The 18,792-nt window shown below is 72.0% G+C and carries 14 protein-coding genes; 7 read left to right on the top strand and 7 right to left on the bottom strand.

Translation table 11 applies throughout. The features are described 5' to 3' along the window. The first annotated feature begins 49 nt into the window (after positions 1–49). Positions 50–2,662 carry a carboxypeptidase regulatory-like domain-containing protein gene (locus tag ACVTJA_RS29855; protein ID WP_465824806.1) on the top strand — a complete coding sequence of 871 codons (2,613 nt, stop codon included), beginning with the start codon at positions 50–52 and terminating at the stop codon, positions 2,660–2,662. 117 nt (positions 2,663–2,779) lie between these two features. Beyond that, positions 2,780–3,655, top strand: coding sequence for a diguanylate cyclase (locus ACVTJA_RS29850; RefSeq protein ID WP_465824804.1), 876 nt, complete (start codon positions 2,780–2,782; stop codon positions 3,653–3,655). Between the two features lie 30 nt (positions 3,656–3,685). On the opposite strand, the gene ACVTJA_RS29845 is transcribed toward ACVTJA_RS29850, so the two are convergent. Both ACVTJA_RS29845 and ACVTJA_RS29840 read right to left on the bottom strand, forming a co-directional pair. Then, positions 3,686–5,872 (bottom strand): lysophospholipid acyltransferase family protein, encoded by a 2,187-nt coding sequence (locus ACVTJA_RS29845; RefSeq protein WP_465824802.1) that lies wholly within the window; start codon positions 5,870–5,872, stop codon positions 3,686–3,688. 2 nt (positions 5,873–5,874) lie between these two features. After that, positions 5,875–6,837: an SDR family oxidoreductase gene (locus ACVTJA_RS29840; protein WP_465824801.1), complete on the bottom strand. Its 963-nt coding sequence runs from the start codon at positions 6,835–6,837 to the stop codon at positions 5,875–5,877. Positions 6,838–6,939: 102 nt separating this feature from the next. On the opposite strand from ACVTJA_RS29840, the gene mutL reads away from it, so the two are divergent. The 5 genes from mutL (at position 6,940) to ACVTJA_RS29815 (ending at position 11,622) form a co-directional block, all read left to right on the top strand. Continuing rightward, positions 6,940–8,808, top strand: coding sequence for a DNA mismatch repair endonuclease MutL (mutL, locus tag ACVTJA_RS29835; protein ID WP_465824799.1), 1,869 nt, complete (start codon positions 6,940–6,942; stop codon positions 8,806–8,808). Between the two features lie 161 nt (positions 8,809–8,969). Continuing rightward, a complete protein-coding gene (locus ACVTJA_RS29830; protein ID WP_206727301.1) occupies positions 8,970–9,128 on the top strand; it encodes a hypothetical protein in 159 nt (52 codons plus the stop codon). Then, positions 9,128–9,862 (top strand): hypothetical protein, encoded by a 735-nt coding sequence (locus tag ACVTJA_RS29825; protein ID WP_465824798.1) that lies wholly within the window; start codon positions 9,128–9,130, stop codon positions 9,860–9,862. Before ACVTJA_RS29830 ends, ACVTJA_RS29825 begins: the two co-directional genes overlap by 1 nt. A gap of 111 nt (positions 9,863–9,973) precedes the next feature. Beyond that, positions 9,974–10,993, top strand: coding sequence for a tetratricopeptide repeat protein (locus ACVTJA_RS29820; protein WP_465824795.1), 1,020 nt, complete (start codon positions 9,974–9,976; stop codon positions 10,991–10,993). 116 nt (positions 10,994–11,109) lie between these two features. Further along, the gene (locus ACVTJA_RS29815) at positions 11,110–11,622 is read left to right on the top strand and encodes a hypothetical protein (protein WP_465824793.1); all 513 of its coding nucleotides are present in this window, start codon (positions 11,110–11,112) and stop codon (positions 11,620–11,622) included. Between the two features lie 7 nt (positions 11,623–11,629). Here ACVTJA_RS29815 and ACVTJA_RS29810 read toward each other — a convergent pair whose 3' ends face one another. The 5 genes from ACVTJA_RS29810 to ACVTJA_RS29790 are packed head-to-tail and all read right to left on the bottom strand — an operon-like array spanning position 11,630 to position 18,790. Then, positions 11,630–13,258: a carboxypeptidase regulatory-like domain-containing protein gene (locus tag ACVTJA_RS29810; protein WP_465824791.1), complete on the bottom strand. Its 1,629-nt coding sequence runs from the start codon at positions 13,256–13,258 to the stop codon at positions 11,630–11,632. Beyond that, positions 13,255–13,803, bottom strand: a complete 549-nt coding sequence (locus ACVTJA_RS29805) for a hypothetical protein (RefSeq protein ID WP_465824787.1) — start codon at positions 13,801–13,803, stop codon at positions 13,255–13,257. The genes ACVTJA_RS29810 and ACVTJA_RS29805 overlap by 4 nt, the downstream gene beginning before the upstream one ends. A gap of 38 nt (positions 13,804–13,841) precedes the next feature. Further along, complete coding sequence (locus ACVTJA_RS29800) at positions 13,842–15,728, bottom strand: sigma 54-interacting transcriptional regulator (protein WP_465824785.1); 1,887 nt, start codon at positions 15,726–15,728, stop codon at positions 13,842–13,844. Positions 15,729–15,752: 24 nt separating this feature from the next. After that, a complete protein-coding gene (locus tag ACVTJA_RS29795; protein ID WP_465824782.1) occupies positions 15,753–16,775 on the bottom strand; it encodes a hypothetical protein in 1,023 nt (340 codons plus the stop codon). Next, a complete protein-coding gene (locus ACVTJA_RS29790) occupies positions 16,772–18,790 on the bottom strand; it encodes a protein kinase domain-containing protein (RefSeq protein WP_465824780.1) in 2,019 nt (672 codons plus the stop codon). Before ACVTJA_RS29790 ends, ACVTJA_RS29795 begins: the two co-directional genes overlap by 4 nt. Positions 18,791–18,792: the final 2 nt, after the last annotated feature.

Here is an 18,792-nt window from a genome sequence, read left to right as displayed (position 1 = left end):
GGTCTCGCTGCTTGTAAGGTCGTGGACTGTCCCCCTGGAGCCGCACCGCATGAGCCCCTCCCCCCGTTTCCAACTGCTGCCAGGCCTCATCTGCGCGCTGCTGCTGGCCCTGGCGGGGTGCGCGTCGGACGAGGGCCTGGACCCGGGCTTCCCGCAGGACAACCCGCCGCAGCGCACGTGCGCGGTGGACCAGGACTGTCCGAGCGCGGCCTTCTTCTTCTGCGACACCGCTGTCGCGCGCTGTGCGCCCGCGTGCCGCACGCCCGATGACTGTCGCGCGGCACGGCGCGGCGAGTACGCGCTGCCCGAGTGCGACGGCTCTCCGCTGGGATGTCAGTGTGATTTGAACCGCTGTCTGCCGGGCGTCTGCTCGAAGGATTCGGACTGTGGCAGCGACAAGCTGGTGTGCCGGGATGGTGCCTGTGTGGAAGCTCCCGCCGCGTCGAGCGCTGACGCCTGCGAGGTGACGCCGGACGTCGTGGTTGGCCGCCCGGGCATGTCCGTCGTCTTCACCGTGTGGGCCCGCACGCGCGAGGGCGAACCGGTGGTGCCTCGCGAGGGCGGGACGTGGCGCGCGCTCGCGCCGGCCGTGACGGGAGCGGGCACGGGGATGAGCGCGACCTTCGTCCTCGGTGTGCCCGGCGACGAGCGCGACGCGGTGGAGGTGCGCGTGGGCAGCGCCACCTGTCGTGCCCGTGTCACGGTGCTGCCGTCGGAGGTGCCGCCCGGCGGTGTGCGCGTGCTGGCGGTGGATGAGCTCACCGGGCGCCCTGTGCCGCTGGCCACCGTGGCGGCGTCCTCGGCGGCGGGCGTCGTGACGGCCAGCACGGTGACGGGCCCGCAGGGCGCCGCGTGGGTGGCTGCCGTGGGCGAGGTGGGCCTGTCCGTCTTCCACCCGGACTACGGCTACCTCACGCTGGCGCGCCACGACGCGACGACTGCGCGCGACGTGCGCGTGGCGCTGCGGCGCAACCCGCTGGACCGCGCGGGCGGCGTCGTCGGCACCTTCGACCCGGGCAGCAAGCCCGACGCATCCGCCCAGTCGCTGCGGTTGGGCGTGGCGGGCCTGTCCGTGCCGGGGCTGCCGGCGGAGCTGTCTCCCGAGGCGCTGCTGGGGCCTGAGCGCGAGGTGGAGGTGAGCGTCGGCAGCACCCGGCGGCAACTGAAGCTGCCCGCGGGCGCGGGGGTGTGGCTGGCGGGCTCCTCGGCCATGCAGGTGCGCGCGCCCGGCGTGGCCGGCATCTGTGACGAGTCCCCGGACGGAGTGCTGGAGCCAGAAGCCGCGGTGCGAGAGGGCGCGTGCGGCACCCGCGCCGCGTGGGCGCTGCAGGGCGAGCTGCCCCTGCGCGAGCTGCCCCTGAACGCGCTGGAGCCGGGGACGGACCCGCTGCTGCTCCTCGGGCAGATGGTGCCGGGCTCGCCGCGCTTCACCTCGACGGTGTGGCGCGACACGCGCTTCTCCCTCGCGCCCACGCCCGTCGGCGCCAACGGGACGCCGGACCTGGAGGACGTGCGGTACACGCAGACGGCGTCCTTCGAGGAGGGCGGCGTGCGGCTGGCCTTCCCCTTCGCCGTGCGCGTGCCGGAGCTGCCGCGCTACCGCGACGCGTACCTGGACCGCGCCTACGTGCTGGCCACGGTGGCCGCGCCCGGCCGGGGCCTGGTGCCGCTGGGCCTGGGCGCCGCGACGAACGTGTCACCCGCGGACCCCAACACGGACAAGGACGCGCGGCTGTCCGACGCCGGGCTGGTGCTGGTGCGCATGGCCCCCGCGCACGGTGGCCTGGAGGGAAAGCCGTACCGGCTCGTGGTGGCCGCCACCTCCGGCGCCTCGCGCAACGACGCGGCCGCGGCCGTGGCCACCTCCACGCTGGTGGCGGACCTGCCGGCGCTCGACTTCGACCCGACGGGCAGCCGGCCCGTGGACCTGCGCGCGGGCTTCCTCGGCATCCCCGAGGACGCCCGCTACAACTTCGACCCCGCGACGTACCAGGGGCTGGCGGGCCGGCAGTTCCGCGCCGACGTGGACGCGCGCGCCAGCCTGGTGCGCGTCGTCTTCACCGACCGGGCCGGCCGCCGCTGGACGGTGCTCGCGGACCCGGACGCCGCGCGCGAGGGCCTTCGCGTGCCCCTCCCGCCGCCCGGCTTCGCGGACCGCACCTTCTGGGGCGATGCCACGGGCTCGCGCGCGCGCCTCCAGGCGGAGGTGCTCACCGTGGGCGGCTTCACGGCGCAGGAGCGGCTCGGCCCCTCGCGCCTCGCCGCGGCGGATGGCCCGGGACTGGAGCATGTGGGAGCGCTGACGCGTGCCGTGTCCGCGCTGGATGTGGGACGCCCTGCGGTGACGTGGTTGTTCCCGGAGCTGGAGGGCCAGCGGCTCGTCCGGGGCAGCGCCGTGCGCGTGCGAGTCACCGGCTTCGAGGTGGGCAGCGGCACCGGCGCGGACGGCCATGTGCGCCTGTCGCTGCGAGGGGGCTCCGGCTGCGCGGGCACCGTGCTGCTCGGTGATGAGGACGTGTCGCAGGGGCAGGGCGAGGTGGAGCTGCAGCTTCCGGCCACCTGCTCGGGCACCGGCGTGACACTGACAGCGGAGCTGGCTGACACCGAGGGACGGCCCCTGCGCCCGCCCGTCATCGCCGTGCGTGGCGTGGATATCCCCTGACGGGGTAGGGCGTGGTAGGTCGCCGCTGCACCCTCGGGAGCGCTCCGCCCGGTCTCCCGTGTGCGACTCGCTTTCGTGATTTACCGGGTGGTAGCGTTGAGCTCATCGGGAGGCACGGTGCAGAAGGAGACGGTCGTCACGGTCATCTCGAAGATCTCCGACCGGCCGGTCAACCTCGACGCGGCGCTGGTGGTGATCTACGGGCTGGATTTGGGGCGGAAGTTCGACCTCACGCGCGAGGAGACGCTCATCGGGCGCTCGTCGAAGGCGGACATCCAGATCGACCAGGAGTCGGTGAGCCGCAACCACGCGGGCATCTCCAACACGCGCGAGGGCGTGCGCATCCGTGACCTGGGCTCCACCAACGGCACGTTCATCAACGACGAGCTGGTGGAGGGAACCTGCAGCCTGCGCAACGGCGACCTCGTGAAGATTGGCCGCACCATCTTCAAGTTCATCGCGGGCGGGAACATCGAGGCGGCGTACCACGATGAAATCTACCGGCTGACCACGATGGACGGCCTGACGCAGATCTACAACCGCCGCTACTTCGACGAGCAGTTGGACCGCGAGCTGTCTCGCAGCCGGCGCTACGAGCGCGTGCTGTCGCTGGTGCTGCTGGACATCGACTTCTTCAAGAAGGTGAACGACACCTTCGGGCACCTCGCGGGTGACTCGGTGCTGAAGCAGCTCGCGTCCACGGTGCGCACCAAGATTCGCCGCGAGGACGTCTTCGCCCGCTATGGCGGCGAGGAGTTCGCCATCCTCCTGCCGGAAGTCGGGCTGGGCGGTACGCGGCAGCTCGCGGAGAAGGTGCGGCGGCTGGTGGAGAAGCAGCGCTTCGAGTTCGACAAGCAGCACATCCCCGTCACCGTGTCCGTGGGCATCTCCACGCTGGAGCCGCAGCACCGCGAGCCCGGAGACCTGGTGCGCACGGCGGACGAGCGGCTGTACGAGGCGAAGACCTCGGGCCGCAACCGCGTGGTGGGCTGAAGTCCCTTCCACGCGGTTGGCCGCGAGCCCTCAGCCCGCGAAGACGGAGCGTCGCTCGCGCAGCAGTGACTGGAGCATGCCCATGATGGACTCGCGGGTGCGCTCGGTGAGGCGCTGCACCTCGCCCAGGTCATCCGCGGCTTCGGGCGACAGGCCCTCCATGCCGAGCGGCTCGCCGAAGCGGATGCTCCACTTGGCGGGCAGGGGCAGGGGGCCCAGCGGGGTGAGCGGCACGAAGGGCAGGCCGAGGAAGGACGCGGGGAGCCGGCCCAGCAGCGGCGACGTCTCCTCCGCGCCGACGATGGCCACCGGGACGATGGGCGCGCCCGTGCGCAGCGCCAGCTTCACGAAGCCGCCGCGCCCGAAGCGCTTCAGGCGGTAGCGCTCCGCGAAGGGCTTGCTGAGCGCCTGATAGCCCTCGGGGAAGACCACCAGCGGACGGTGCTCGTCGAGCAGCCGCAGCGCGTTCTCCGGGCAGGCCCGCACCGCGCCGAGGCGGTTGAAGAGCGTGCCCAGCACCGGCGCGTGGAAGACCTGGTCCTCCACCAGCCACCGCGGCTCGCGCAGGTCGGGACGCTCGCGGGAGATGGCCAGCGACATGACGAGCCCGTCGTAGGGCAGGGCGCCCGAGTGGTTGGCCACCAGGATGGCCGCGCCCTGCGGCACCTGGTCCACGCCCGTCACCGACACGCGCCAGTATTGCGAGTAGAGGAACTCCAGCACCGGGTCCAGCCGCTCCACCAGCGACGGGTCCTTGCCGTACTCGTCGATGGCGGCGCCGCCGCCCGTGCCCAGCCCGGCGCGCAGCGCGTCCATCAGGCCATTCACCGCGCCCATCGCCCGGCCGAGCCCCTGGCTCGCCAGCGCCTGACCGGCGATGTCCCGGGCGAGCGCCAGCATCCCGGCCGCGCGCTGCGCGAGGGGACGCGGGCCCTCGGGCTCGCGGACCTGCTCCGTGAAGAACGGCTCGCGAGGGCCGCTCTCGGAGCCGGCGGGAGGCACCAGCGTCAGCGGCGGATTCCGGCGGCCGAGGGGCAGCTCGTCGCGCGTGGCATCCGGCACCTCGACTTCCGGCTCCAGCGTCGAGGCGTCGCGCTCCTCGGGGTTCTGCACCGAGAGCGTCACGGACAGCTCCAGCCCGGACGTGTCGAAGGTGGACCCCTCGTCCTCGTCCTCGGCCTCCTCGTCTTCCTCTCCGGGACCGAAGCCTCCCTCGGCCTCGGCCTCGAGGTCGTAGCCCGTGCCGTCCTCGGCCTCCTCGGCGTTGGCGGCGCGCTCTTCCAGCTCCGCCTCGTCGTCAGGGGTGAAGGTGGGCGGCGGCTGCGTGCCGGCGTGGCGGTCGAGGACCTCGGCCACGGCGACCTCGGCGGCGGCCTCGGCGACCTGCGCGGCCACGGCGGCGGCGAGCTCGCGCTCACGCTCCGGACGCTGCGAGGGCGGGCTGTGGTCGAGCACCTGCTCCACCGCGGCCTCGGCCAGCTCGGTGGCGAGCTCGGTGGCAATCAGCCGGTCCACGTCCTGCTCCTGACCGGGCCGGCGCTCCAGCGCCTCGTCCACCGCGACCTTCGCCGTGGCCTCGGCCACCTCGGCGGCGAGCGCCTCCGCGAGCGCGTGGTCCACCTCGCGCTGCCGCTCCGTGCGTGTGCCCACCTCGTCCGCCATCACCGGCTTGCGAGGCGGAGGCGGCCTGCGCGGAGTGACGGGCGCGGCGGGCTCGCGCAGCGGCATCCCCGCGTCCTCGTCCACGGGCGCGGCGTGGGTGGGCTCACCCGAGGTCCGCTGCCGCTCCCGCGTGTCGGTGCTCGCGGCCGCGCGCTGCGTGCCGCCGGACTCCTTCGGGCCCCTGCCCGCGGAGCCCCCGGACTTCGCGGCCCTGGCACTCCCGGCCTTTGCCTCCTCTGGCTGCTTCGCGGTGTGCCGCGAAGTGGATGCCTTCGGGGAAGCCGCGCCGCCTCCCGCGTGGGCGGATGCCTTCGGAGCGGAGGCCGTCGCGCCACCACCCGCGTTCGCCGCCGGTGCCTTCGACGCTGGCGTCTTCGCGGACGCCGTCTTCGCTCCCGCCTTCCCACGCGCGGGCGTCTTCGCGGCGGGAGCCTTCTTCGCGGTGCCCTTGCGCGCGGACTTCTCCTCCGCGTCCGGGGTCTCCTTCGCACCGTCGCCCGCGCGGGATGCGGCGCCGCGCTGGAAGGGGTCGTTTCCGAGGACTCCCTTGGCCATGACTAGCTCCTCCTCAGCGCCGCAGCGGCGTCCCTGACGTGGTGGTAGGGGATGAAGCCGAGTGCGGACTCGGCGCGCTCGCCGTCCGCGACCCACGAGTAATGGATGTAGTCGAGCAGGGCGATGGGCAACGTGTCGGCCCCCACGACGTCCAGTGTGCGCAGCGCGGCCCGGAACAGCGGCCCTGGCAGGGGGAGCGGGCGGGCACCCGCCTGGTGGATGAGCCCGGACAGCGGCAGCACGCCCCGGCCCACGATGTTGAACTCGCCGGACGTCTCCGCGCGCAGCGCGAGGTGCAGCGCGCGCGACGCGTCCTCTTCGTGCAGGGCCTGCCAGAGCGGGTCATACCCGAGCAACGTCGGCACCACGCCGCGCTGGAGCAGGCGCGTCGCGGGGTTGTCCACCGAGGGACCGAGCACCGGCGCGAAGCGCAGCACCAGCACGCGCATGTCCGGGTGGCGCTCGCGGAAGGCGCGCACCTGGCCCTCCACCTCCACCTTGTCGGTGACGAAGCGGCTGCCCGGGCACCCCTGCAGCGGCGAGTCCTCACGCATCAGCGCCGGGTTGTTTCCGCGCGCCCCGTACACGGCCGTCACCGACGGGACGATGAGCCGCGGTATCCGCGCGCGCCCCGCCGCGGTCAGCACGTTCATCGTGCCGATGACTTCCAGCTCGTGCGCCAGCGAGCCGTTGCGGATGGGCCCGAAGAGGAACGCCAGATGGTAGAGCGCGTCCACGGGGCGGTCGGTGAGCGCGTCGGTCAGCTCGCCCTCCGCGTCGTACCGGGTGAGGTCCACGCGGTGGTACTCCACCTTGTCACCCTCGGGACGTGCCACGTCCAATACGAGGATGCTCTCCACCTCCGGATCGCGCTCCAGCCGATGCAGCAGCAGCTTCCCGTAGTCTCCGCTCGCGCCAGTCACTGCGACGCGCAGCCGCCCCTTGCCTGGTCGTGACACGTCCATTCGCGGTGGCGGGTGTTAGCCCAGACGCTCGGGAATGTCAGCCATTGACGGTGTCGCCGCGCTTTACAACGTCGTCTGGGTGGCGGAGGGTGAACGAAAGCCATGGCTCGCATCGCCCGTCTCAGTGACGTCCTCATCAACAAGATTGCCGCCGGCGAGGTGGTGGAGCGTCCCGCCTCCGTGGTGAAGGAGCTGGTGGAGAACTCCATCGACGCGGAGGCGAGCACCATCCGCGTCGAGCTGGAGGGCGGCGGCGTGGACCGCATCATCGTCTCCGACGACGGGCACGGCATGGGCCGCCAGGACGCCATCGGCTGTCTGGAGCGGCATGCCACCAGCAAGCTGCGCGAGCTGGACGACCTCTTCCACATCCACTCCATGGGCTTCCGGGGCGAGGCCATTCCGGCCATTGCTTCCGTCTCCCGCTTCACACTCCACACCGCCGAGGTGGGCGCGGAGGTCGGCACCCGCGTGACGGTGGAGGGAGGGGCGCCGCCGGTGGTGGAGGACGCTCCGCCGCGCACCGGCACCGTCATCACCGTGGAGGACCTCTTCTTCAACGTGCCCGCGAGAAGAAAGTTCCTGCGCCGCGGTGACACCGAGCTGAAGCATGCGGAGGAGGCCGTGGTGCGCCTGGCGCTGGCGTACCCGGAGGTGGGCTTCTTCGCCAAGCACGAGGGCGGCACGCTCTTCTCCAGCGCGGCCTGTCCGGACGACCCGCGCGAGCGCATCGCAGCGGCGCTGGGGCCCACCGCGCACCCGCACCTGTTCCCCGTGGAGGAGCGGCGGCTGGGCGTCTCCGTCACCGGCTACGCCGCGTCACCTGAATTCACCTTCAACAACGCGCGCGGCCTCTACACGTACGTCAACCGGCGCTACGTGCGGGACAGGGGCCTCATCGGCACCATCCAGCGCGCGTACCAGGACTTCCTCGCGGCGGGCCGGCAGCCGGTGGTGGTGCTCCACATCGACGTGGACCCGGCGGCGGTGGACGTCAACGTGCACCCGCAGAAGCTGGAGGTGCGCTTCGCGGACGCGCGCGGCGTGCAGGAGGCCATCATCGCCGCGCTCAGCCGCATGCTGCGCGCCGCTCCATGGTTGGGCGCCGCGGCGGACGCCAATGCCCAGCAGGCGGCCCAGCCTCGCGAGGCCGCGCACTACGCGCTCGCCGTGGAGCGCTTCCTCACCCGCGCCCAGGAGGCGACATGGGGCGCGCCGCTGCCCACCGCCATGGACGCGCCCGGAGCTCCGTCCACGCCGCCTCGCGCGCCGCTGGGGCCGCTACCCACGGTGGCTCGTCCTCCGGGCGCGCTGCCGTTCGCACCCGGGGCAGGGCAGGCGCCCGCCTTCGGTCAGGCCCAGCCCCAGCTCAACGAGGCCCCGCCGCCGGGCTACTTCGCGGCGCTCAAGCCCATGGGCCTGCTGGGCGGACGCTTCCACGTCTGCGAGGGCCCGGGCGGCACGCTGGTGGTGTTGGATCCGCACGCCGCGCTGGAGCGCGCGCGCCTCAACGGCTACCTGCGCGCGCTGGAGGACGAGAAGCCGCCCCCGGCGCCGTCGCTGTTCGGCACCACGCTGGAGCTGCCGCTGCCGGCCGCGAAGGCGCTGGTGGAGGGGCGCGAGGCGCTGTCGAAGCTGGGCTTCGACGTGGAGCCCTTCGGCGGCACCACGGTGGCGCTGAAGACTGCGCCGCCGGGACTGGAGGGCGTGGACGCGCGCTCGCTGCTGGAGGCGCTGGCCCGCGCGCTGCCGCCCAAGGGCGCGACGCTGGACGTGGTGTCCCTCGCGGAGGCGGTACGGGTGATGGCGTGCCACGCCGCGCGCCGCGCCAGCGCCACGCCGCTCACCGATGCGCAGCTCCGTGCGCTGCTGGGCGAATTGGACCGCGCGGACTTCCACCCCACCTGCATCCACGGCACGGTGGTGGTGCTGGAGATGCCGCTGCTGGAGTTGGAGCGCCGCGCCCGGTGAGCACATGCGCCGGAAACCCCTGTGACACCGGGTGCTTGCGCCGTCCGGAAAATTGACGCGTGGGAGGCCCCTGCTACGGTGCGCCACACGCCTGTAGCACCGGGCGGATTCTGCAAGGACGTACGCGACGGACACCCACGGCAACGCACAGGAGCGGGCACATGCGCGGTGTGATCACCCTGCGGGACGTGGTGGCCAACCTGGGCGTCGTGCTCCGCGAGTTCGGCGCGCTCTGCGTCGTGCGCTGCCTGCTCGCGTCGCTGCGCCGCAAGCAGACGACGTTCCTCGAAATCGCGCTGCGCCCCCCAGAGTCCCATTGATGCTCCGCCGCCTCCTTCCGCCGTTCGCCCTGCTCCTCGCCGCTCCCGCCTTCGCCCAGGACCCCGAGCCCGAGTCGCCCGAGGACGAAGAAGTCTCCACGTCGCTGAACGGGGTGGGGCGCATCTCCATCCAGGCCGGCTACCGCTACACGTCCAACGAAACGTTCTACAAGGCCTGGTACGGCCAGCAGGGCTTTCCCCAGGACCCGCAGCTGCCACGGGCCCGCGAGGTCTCGGGTGGGCCGCTGGCGGTGGGCTCCTTCGCCTACGCCATCACCGACCTGGTGGAGATTGGCATCGACCTGTTCGCCACGGGCGGGCGGCTCTACCTCAACTCGTCTGACGGCGAGCAGCACATCGACACCCTGTGCTACGGCGCCGCCCTGGGCCTGCGCTTCCAGACGGTGCTGCCCGAGGTGGGGCCGAACGGGCTCGTGCCCTTCGCGGGCATCCTCACCGGCCCCGCGCTCGCCTCCTCGAAGCGCCCGGGGGAGGCGGTGCAGGAGAGCACCGCCCAGATATGGATGGGCTCCCTGGGAGCCACGCTGCGCCTGTCGCCTCGCTGGGGCATCACGGCCGAGTACCGGCTCGCCTTCCTCCGAGGCCCCGTGGGCCTCCCCAACGACAAGGGCGAGCGCGTGGGCAGCTTCAGCAACGGAGGCAATTGGCTCTCCGTGGGCGTGACGTACAGCTTCCCGTCGGAGCCGACGCGGCCCCTGCCGGGCGGACTGTAGGGGAGGCAGGCGGGCGGGGCCCGTCTGTCTGCTTTCCGGAAATGGAACGGCCGCGCGGGGCTGTTCCGCTCCGGAATTTATATCGCCATACGCCCCGGAGAACTCCTTACGATGCGTGAGTCGGCCGAAGTCGTTTCCGCGCCCAGGAAGATGTCCATGCCAGAGCAGCCGAAGACCGATGTGGAGAAGGAGCTGGCGGACCTCCGCCGCGAAATCGTCGAGGCCCGAAACCTCGTCATCAAGAGCGACAACCTGCTGAAGAACCTCCATGCGGAGGTGAAGGCGGTGGGCAAGCGCCACGAGGACTTCCAGAAGCGCCAGTGGATTTCGTCCGCGGCGGCGTACGTCCTCTTCGCCGTCATCGCCGTGGGTGCCGCGCTGATGATTACCGGCGCGCGCAGCTCCAGCGCCAACAGCGAGCGCGAGCGGCTGGAGAAGATGGTCGCCGACCTGTCCACGCAGATGGAGAAGCAGCGCACGGACGTGGCCGCGCACCAGACGGCCCAGCGCGCCGCGGGCGAGGTCTACAAGATGATGACCACGCTCCCCGGCGACGAGCGCCTCAAGGGCATCGACGCGCTGGTGAAGCTGGACACCTCGCGCCTGTCCTCGCTGGAGCGCCAGGCCCTCAATGACCGCGCCACCATGCTGCGCCGCGAGACGGGCGACGCCGCCTTCGAGCGCGGGAAGATTGCCTTCCGCAAGAACGACATGGCCGGCGTCATCTCGGAGATGGAGCGCTTCCTGGCCATGAACCCGCCGCAGGAGCAGGCGCTGGACGCGTCCTTCTTCCTCGGCACGGCCTACAACAACACGAAGCAGCACGACAAGGCGGTGCCGATGCTGGCCCGCTTCGTCGAGGGCGACAAGTCGTCCAAGACGCGCGACTACGCCATGCTGCTCCTGGCCCAGTCGTACCAGGAGGTCGGTCAGATGGAGAAGGCGCTGGAGACGGCGCGTGACGCCGCCGGTGCCTACCCCAACAGCCAGTACCAGCCGCAGTTCCGCGGCCGCATCGCCACCGTGAAGCGCGCCATGGGTGGCCCCTCCGAGGCCGCGCCGGGTGCGCCCGCCGCCGCTCCGGCCGCCGCGCCCGCCACCCCGCCGGTGGCCACGCCCGCCGGCCAGTAGCCCGGGCAGCCGGGCCCCTGAGCCGCCAGCAGGGGCCCACAACCGCCCACCGGATGACGGTGCGGTGACACGGAAGCGTTGCCACACGGGGTCCACGGTCGTAAGACCTGGGCCCCGTGTCCGTTCCCGACCCCCGGAAAGACCCTCGCTACCGCCGCTTCCGCGGTGCTGCGTACGGCGTGCACATCGCGCTCTCCAGCGTCTTCTCGCTGTGGATCATCTGGAACGTGAGCCGCTCGGTGGCGGCCATGACGCCGGAGAAGCTTCCTCCCGCGCCCCAGTTGCTCACCTTCCGCGAGTGCCTGGACGGCGCGCAGGCGCTGTGGGCGGAGCTGGAGTCCGAGCGCGAGAAGCTGGTGCGCGTGTCTCCGGCCAGCAAGGTGGACCAGCAGTGGATGGCCTTCCGCACCGGCTGGCTGGAGCGGCTGCGCCTGCGCGAGTCCATGTGCGGGCTCGACTCGCGGGACAGGCAGGCCCTGCGCGCGGTGTTCCGCCGCCTGGAGGGCGTGCAGGACCTCTACACCATCCACGCGGTGCAGTACGCGGGCGAGGTGGGCGGCGTGGTGGACGCGCTGCACGCCGCCTTCGCCACCGCGCGCAAGGATCCGGGCGCCGGCAAGCTGCCGTGAGCGCTTCTCACCGCACCGGTATCAGCGCCGTGTAGCGGCCCTGCTGGTCCGACACCGCCTGTGTCAGCAGCACCGAGGAGGGCTGCCCCTCCACCGTCACCACCCGGTAGAAGCGGATGGAGGCATAGGGCGCGCCCTGTGTGGTGCCCGCGTCCGTGACCTCCGTCACCTGGCCGCTCACGGTGCGCCCGCGCTGCAGTGGGAGGGTGGCCAGCACCTGCTCCGTGGAGTCCTCTCCGGGCAGCACGGTGACGGTGCGGCTGAGGCGCGGCAGGTTCTCCGTGGGCACGAAGTCCACGCGGTACACGGCCGGGTCCAACCGCAGCCGGAAGGTGCCCGTGTCGTCCGTGGTGCCCAGCGCCTCGCCGCCCGCGGGCGGGCGCGGCCAGCCCGGCACCTGACCGATGGGCTCGGCCAGCACGCGCACGCCTGGCGCGGCGGTGGCGTTGTCCGGCAGCAGCAGCGTGCCCCGCACGACGCGGCGGTCCGGGCAGAGCACGTCCGTCAGCGCGACGCCGGTGCGCGGCACCTCCACCGGCACCACCGTCAGGCCCGAGGTGCTGCCGGGCGGCGGCACCACCACCAGCGACAGCGTCCCGCCCGGCGCGGACGGCAGCGTGTCCGCCGCGAAGCGCCCCTCCGCGCCGGTGGTGGCCAGCGGGCCCTGGAACGTTCCGCCTCCGCCCACCTCGCCCCGGAGCGACACCGTGGCCCCCGACACCGGGCGCCCGTCCAGGCCCACCACTCGGCCCGTCACGCGCACCGGCGTGCCGTAGTCGCCCAGGGCCAGCGGCGCGGCGAGCGGCGCGCGCGGGTCCACGGTGAAGGTCTTCTGGGGCACCCACGGTGACTCGCCGCCGGCCGTCACCCGCAGCAGCACGGCGGAGCGCTGCGCCGCCTCGCCAGACATGACGACGGTGAACGCTCCCGTGCCCCGCGTCACCGGCACGCGCTGGGACAGCGCCGTCAGGTCCAGGTCCAACGCCTGGATTTCGAGCGGCGCGTCCACCAGCACGCCGTCCTGGCGCTCCACCTTGCCGCTCAGCCGCACCAGCGTGTCGGCGGCGGGCAGCACCCACTCCAGCGGTACCGAGGCGCCGGGCTCCACGCGGCTCGTGCCGCTGACGGGGGGCACCTCCAGGTCCTCCGGCGACAACGTCACGGTGTAGTCGCCCGAGCCCACCGGCAGCCTCCATGCGCCGTTGAGGGGCACCAGCGTGGCGTCGTACTGCCGGGTGATGCCGGGCAACAGGAGGCTCTCTCCGGTGGCGCGCAGGTGGAGGACCTCGTTGTAGTTGCGCAGGACGACGCCTCCGTCCGCCGAGGGGAGGGTGGTGGCGCGCATCACCCGGCCCGCCACGGCCGCGGGCTCGAACAGCGTCAGGTCCTGCTCCGGCCGCAGGTTGTCCACGCGGAAGTCCTGGGCGTGGCTGCGCTTCTGCGGGTTGGGTACCACCTCCACGACGATGTCGCGGCCCGGGTCTCCGCATCCGTCGGGGAAGCAGATTTCGTTCCTTCCGCACTCGGCATCCGAGCTGCACACGAGCTGGCTGGGGTCCGGCTCCTCGTCCAGCAGCGCGCATCCGGCACCCGCGAGCACCGCCAGCAGCGCGAGCCCCGCGCCACGGCGTGTCACCGGCAGTCCCCCTGCACCGTGTTCACCACCCAGGCGTACGTGGTGACGAACCCCGGGTTCTGGAGGGTGGTGCCGTCCGGGAGTTGCACCGGCTGCGATTCGGGCACCCGGTCCGCCAGCGCGGTGTCGCTGACGAGGGCCTCCACCAGGTGGGGACCCGGCGTGCCCAGCGGGTTGTTGGCGGAGGCGAGGCTGATGAGCAGCGTGCCCCGGTCCGCCCGCCGCGGCTCGTTGGTGGGGGCCAGCTTGTATTGGCGGTAGGCCTGGCTCGGGTCCTGCGGGTTGTAGTCCACGAACCAGTTCACGTAGATGGGGTCATCCACGTCCGGGTCCTCCACGACGACCTCGAACGTGAGGTCGCACTGGCCCGCGCCGAAGTTGGAGATGATGCGCGACTGCGGCGTCACCAGGCTCTCGATGATGCGCGGCGGCCGGTTCATGAACTCGGGGATGCTCTCGAGCTGGGTGTCGTCCTGGGGAATGAGGCACCCCGTCGAGGCCCACGCCGTGGCCATCAGCAGCCCCGCCCAGATTTGTCGCCGCATCGTGCGTTCCATCGTCCGTCCGGGCCGCTCTCGAGGCACTAGAGCAGCTCCTCGCCCTCCTCGGGCGGAAGGGGCCGGCCCGACTTCTCCGCCTCCAGCTTCTCCAGGTGGCGGAAGATGGTGCGCGGGTCCACGCCCAAATCCTTGGCCGTCTTGGTGCGGTTGCCGTTGTTCCGGGCCAGCACCTCGTTGATGTAACGCTTCTGGAACTCTTCCTTGGCCTGGAGCAGCGGCATGATGGGCTCCAGGTTCTCCGGCTTGAGGTCCAAATCGTCCGGCCCGAGCAGCGGCTTGTCCGCGAGCACCACCGCCTTCTTCAGCCGGTTCTCCAGCTCGCGGATGTTGCCGGGCCAGCCGTACTTGCGCATGGACACCGCGGCGGACGGGGTGAAGCCCCGGGCCTTGGAGTTGAACTCGCGCGCGTACTTCTGGAGGAAGAACTTGCCCAGCACCACCACGTCCTCGCCGCGCTCGCGCAGGGGCGGCAGCTTCAGGGTGACGACGTTGAGCCGGTAGTAGAGGTCCTCGCGGAAGGTGTTCTTCTTCACCTCGTCCTCGAGAACCTTGTTCGTGGCCGCCACCACGCGGATGTCCACCGGCTCGCCGCGGTTGTCGCCGACCTTGTAGACAATCTTCTCTTGGAGGGCGCGCAGCAGCTTCACCTGGAGCTGCTGCGGCATCTCGCCAATCTCGTCCAGGAAGAGGGTGCCGCCGATGGCCGCCTGGAACTTGCCCGCCTTGGTGGCCACCGCGCCGGTGAAGGCGCCCTTCACGTGGCCGAACAGCTCGCTCTCCAGGAGGTTCTCCGGAATGGCGCCGCAGTTGATGGTGATGAAGGGGCCCTTGGTGCGCGGCGAGCGGCGGTGGATTTCACGGGCGATGAGCTCCTTGCCGGTGCCCGTCTCGCCGGTAATCAGCACCGAGATGTCCGTGGGCGCAATCTTGTCGATGCGCTTGTACACGTCGCGCATGCCCTGACACGCGCCGACGATGTCGCCGTAGCGCTGGTCTTCCAGCTTCCGGCGCAGCTCGGTGTTGTCCAGCTTGAGGTCGTTCACCAGCATCGCGTTCTGCAGCACCAGCGACGCCTGCGCCGCGAAGATGGTGAGCATGTCCGCGCTCTTCGGCTCGAAGCGATTCACGAGCCTGTCGTTGCCCACGTAGATGACGCCGAAGAGGTCGCCCTTGTGCATGAGCGGCACGCACATGACGGAGTGCACGCGCAGGTTGACGACGGACTCGCTGGCCTTGAACTCGGGAGCGTCCACCGCGTCCGCGACGATGAGCGGCTTCTGGTCCTTCACCACCTTGGCGATGATGGAGTCCGACAGCTTCTCCACCGCGTCCTCGATGTTCTCCCGCGCCACGTTGCGGGCCACCTTCACGCGGGGGTCTCCGCTCTCCATGAGGATGAGGAAGCCCTTGTCGGCGCGCGTCACCTCGATGGCCTCGTCCATGAGGCCCTCCAGGATGCGGTCCACGTCGTAGAGCCCGAGCAGCCGCTCGCTGAAAGCGGTGAGGCGGCGCAGCAGGACCAGCTCGCGGCCGGGCACGCCGGGCAGCTCCGAGGTGTGCGAGTCAGAGGTGGAGGTGCGGCTCACCTCGCGCGGCGGGGTGGGGGACGGAGGCGGCGCGCGGGGCGCGTCCTCGCGGGCGAAGGTCAGCTCGGTGCTGCCCACGCGGACCACGTCGCCGGTGGCCAGGGCGTGCGCGTCGCGCTTCTTGCCGTTGACCTGGAACGTGGCGCCGAGGCTGCCCACCTCGTAGCGGCTGCCATCGAACGTTACGTGCAGGGCGCTGTCGGGAACGCCCGGGTCCTCGAGCTGCACGTCGTTGTCCGGGCCCCGGCCGATGCTGGTGATGCGCTTGTGCAGGGAGACCGAGCGGACCTTGCCATCAGGAGAGCGGACGGTGAGGCTGGCCATGGGTTCGCGTACCTGGGAGTGGGCTCAGAAGAAGAGGGTGAGGCCGGCGCCGAGTCCGCCGGAGGTGGAGTAGATGCTCAAGCGGGGCGGCGGTGCGGGCGCCTCCACGCGCGGCGGCGTGGGCAGGCTCTTCGGCGCGGGCATGGGCGTTTCATTGCGGGGCTCCACCGTGGTGCGGGTGACCTGGTCCTCGTGGTGGTACAGCGCGTCCACCACGCCCAGCGCGTAGATGGTGTAGAAGCCCGCGGCCGAAGACAGCTTGAGGAGCTGCCACGTGTCGCGCTGGCGGCTCCGGTTGGTGGGGATGTAGCGGACGCGGATGGAGGCCTTGCCGTCCGGGTCGAGCACGTTGTCGAGGTCGATGACCTGCTCCTCGAAGAGCGACTCGTACGCGAAGAAGGAGATGATGCTCGTCACCGCGAGCGCGCCCTCGGTGGCGGCGAAGACGATGCCGAGGCTGTTGCGGCCCTGCTGGAACTGGCCGGCGCCGAAGGGGACGAAGTTGACCAGGAAGTTGCGCTTCTCGACGGTGCGCACGGTGACCTGGCTGGCCAGCTCCTCGGCGCGGCGGCGCTGCACCTCGGCCTCCACGCGCTCGCGCTCGCGGCGCTCGGCCTCGGTCTTCTCGCGCTCCTGGCGCAGGCGCCGCTCCTGGCGGAGGAACTCCAGCTCGCTGGACATCTCCTCCTTGAGCGCGTCCAGGAAGGCCACCGCCGGGGGCGGGACGACGAACGGGTCCAGGCCGTAGTCCGGGTCCAGGCGCAGCAGGGCGCGCAGGTGGCGCGTGGCGTCCTCGTTGCGGCCGAGGTTGAAGGCCGCGAGGCCCGCCAGCTTGTGCAGCTCGATGAGGTCGTCCTCGCCCAGCCCGCCGCGGTCGATGCGGGCGCCGGCGCGGTCCAACACCTCGGCGTACTTGCCGTACTCGAAGCTGGCGCGCAGGGCGTCCACCTCCGGGTCTCCGGAGCTCTGGGCGGAGCCCTGGGCAAAGGCGGTGGGAGCCGCCAGGGCCAGCAGCCACAGCAGGAGGAGGAAGCGTCCGCGGCTCATTCTTGGCGGAGGCTCCCTTTCAGGGTGAAGGGCTCGCCGGGCCGCAGGTGGATCACCCGGCGCTCCGGCGCGTAGCCGGGGCGGGAGATCTCCACCACGACGGTGTGCTGGAAGCCGGCGGGGCCTCGCGGCGAGCGGACGATGAAGGGCTTCTGGAGGCACTCCTGCGCGGTGCGCTGCTCCTCGCCCACGCGCACGATGGCGTCGCCCGGCTCGAACTCGACCGAGAGCGGCGTGGGCTTGGGCTGGGCACGCAGGTGGAAGACGTTCTCTTCCTCCGCGCTCACGTCGATGGTCTCCTCCACGTCCTCGCAGTAGTCGCAGGAGATGGTGACGGTGTGCCGGCCCGGGGTCACCTCCAGGTCGTGCTTCTGCAGCGGCTGGGCGCTCGGGGGGCCGTCTCCGACGCGGATGGTGCCGAAGGGCCGGACGAGGATGGACACCGGAACCTTGCGCACCAGCGGCTTGCGGGCTGCGTCGTCCGCGGCGGCCCGCTCGGCGACCCCGGGGCGCGTGGCGCCGGCGCGGGCCGTGCCGCCCGACGTGGAGGGGGACTCCTCACGCGGGGTGAGCCCGCCCGGAGGCGCGGTGTGGCCGGTGCGCGGCGGGGTGGTGGTGCTGCCAGGAGCGGTGGGGCCGGAAGGCGGCTGCACCATGGCGGGAGTGCTGGACGTGGCGGTGGAGGTGCCCGGCTGCGCCACCTCATCCGTCGCCGCGCCTCGCGAGAGCCCGCTGCCCTCCGAGCCCTGCTGTCCGGACGTCGCTGAGCCCGACAGGCCCGGCTGCACGAGCGCGCTCGTCCCGCTCGCCGTCGTGCCGCTCACGGTGCCCGGAGTGCCCGGCACCGTCGTGGGCTGACCGGCGCCGGCTTGATGCACCCTCCACCCACCCAGCCCGAGCAGACCCAGCGTGGCCAGACCGATGCCCACACGCACGCCCCGGCGGCGCCACGTCTTGATGCGCTGGGCGCGCTGCAGGCCCTTGAGCAGCGCCAGCGCGCGCGCATTCGTCGCGTCCAGCGCGAGCACCTGGTTGAGGCTCGCCAACGCGCGCGGCGTGCGCTTCTCCGCGAGCAGCCGCTCACTGCGCTCCAGCAGCGACGCGACGATGCGCTGCCGCGCCAGCTTCCGGTACGAGGCCGGGTCCGCGAAGAAGGACACCAGCTCCTCGCCGACGCGCGCGAAGCCCAGCCCGGCGAGGTAGTCCGCGAGCGCGTCCCGGAGCTTCCCCGCATCCGGGTAGCGCCGCTGCGGGTCGCGCTGGAGACACGTGGCGCAGATCTCCGCCAGCTCGTCCGACAGCGTGGGCACGCGGCGGCGCGGGTCCTCGTAGTCCCCGTCGAGGATGCGCTTGAGCGTGGCCGTCGTGTTGGTTGCGCTGAAGGGGAGCCGGCCCGTCATCGCCGCGTAGAACATGATTCCCACGCTGAAGACGTCCGCCTCGGGGCCGGCCTCCAGGCCCTCGATGATTTCGGGCGCCATGTGGGCCGGCGAGCCCACCAGCGTGCCCGTCACCGTCATCCGCTCCTCGATGTCGAGCAGCTTCGCGATGCCGAAGTCCATGAGCTTGAGGATGCCGTCCTCGCGCACCATGACGTTCTCCGGCTTGAGGTCGCGGTGGATGACGCCGGCCTCGTGCGCATGCGCGAGCGCCGCCGCCAGCTCGTGGATGACCATGGCCGCCAATTCCGGCGGGTCCATGGGGCCTTCATCCAGGAAGGACTTCAGCGTCTGGCCGCGGATGTACTCGGTGACGATGAACGCGTCCTGCGCGTCCGCGGAGGAGAAGTCGAACACCTCGAGGATGTTGGGGTGGTGCAGCTTGGCCACCGCGCGGGCCTCGCGGGCCAGCCGCCTGCGAGACTCGTCCTTGCCGGCCAGGTGCGGGTGCAGCACCTTCACGGCGACCTCGCGGTCCAGGGCCGTGTCGAGCCCCTTGTACACGACGCTCATGCCCCCCGAGCCGAGCTGCTCGAGGATGCGATAGCGACCGATATGGCGGCCGACGAGCGTCATGG

Source organism: Pyxidicoccus sp. M6 (assembly GCF_055568925.1).
This window is presented reverse-complemented; position numbering and strand designations above follow the sequence as displayed.

Excerpts from the sequence above, each read along its gene's own strand:
- ACVTJA_RS29855 (WP_465824806.1), top strand. The coding sequence starts at position 50 with ATGAGCCCCTCCCCCCGTTTCCAACTGCTGCCAGGCCTCATCTGCGCG.
- ACVTJA_RS29845 (WP_465824802.1), bottom strand. The coding sequence starts at position 5,872 with ATGGCCAAGGGAGTCCTCGGAAACGACCCCTTCCAGCGCGGCGCCGCA.
- ACVTJA_RS29840 (WP_465824801.1), bottom strand. The coding sequence starts at position 6,837 with ATGGACGTGTCACGACCAGGCAAGGGGCGGCTGCGCGTCGCAGTGACT.
- mutL (WP_465824799.1), top strand. The coding sequence starts at position 6,940 with ATGGCTCGCATCGCCCGTCTCAGTGACGTCCTCATCAACAAGATTGCC.
- ACVTJA_RS29830 (WP_206727301.1), top strand. The coding sequence starts at position 8,970 with ATGCGCGGTGTGATCACCCTGCGGGACGTGGTGGCCAACCTGGGCGTC.
- ACVTJA_RS29825 (WP_465824798.1), top strand. The coding sequence starts at position 9,128 with ATGCTCCGCCGCCTCCTTCCGCCGTTCGCCCTGCTCCTCGCCGCTCCC.
- ACVTJA_RS29820 (WP_465824795.1), top strand. The coding sequence starts at position 9,974 with ATGCGTGAGTCGGCCGAAGTCGTTTCCGCGCCCAGGAAGATGTCCATG.
- ACVTJA_RS29805 (WP_465824787.1), bottom strand. The coding sequence starts at position 13,803 with ATGCGGCGACAAATCTGGGCGGGGCTGCTGATGGCCACGGCGTGGGCC.
- ACVTJA_RS29800 (WP_465824785.1), bottom strand. The coding sequence starts at position 15,728 with ATGGCCAGCCTCACCGTCCGCTCTCCTGATGGCAAGGTCCGCTCGGTC.
- ACVTJA_RS29795 (WP_465824782.1), bottom strand. The coding sequence starts at position 16,775 with ATGAGCCGCGGACGCTTCCTCCTCCTGCTGTGGCTGCTGGCCCTGGCG.
- ACVTJA_RS29790 (WP_465824780.1), bottom strand. The coding sequence starts at position 18,790 with ATGACGCTCGTCGGCCGCCATATCGGTCGCTATCGCATCCTCGAGCAG.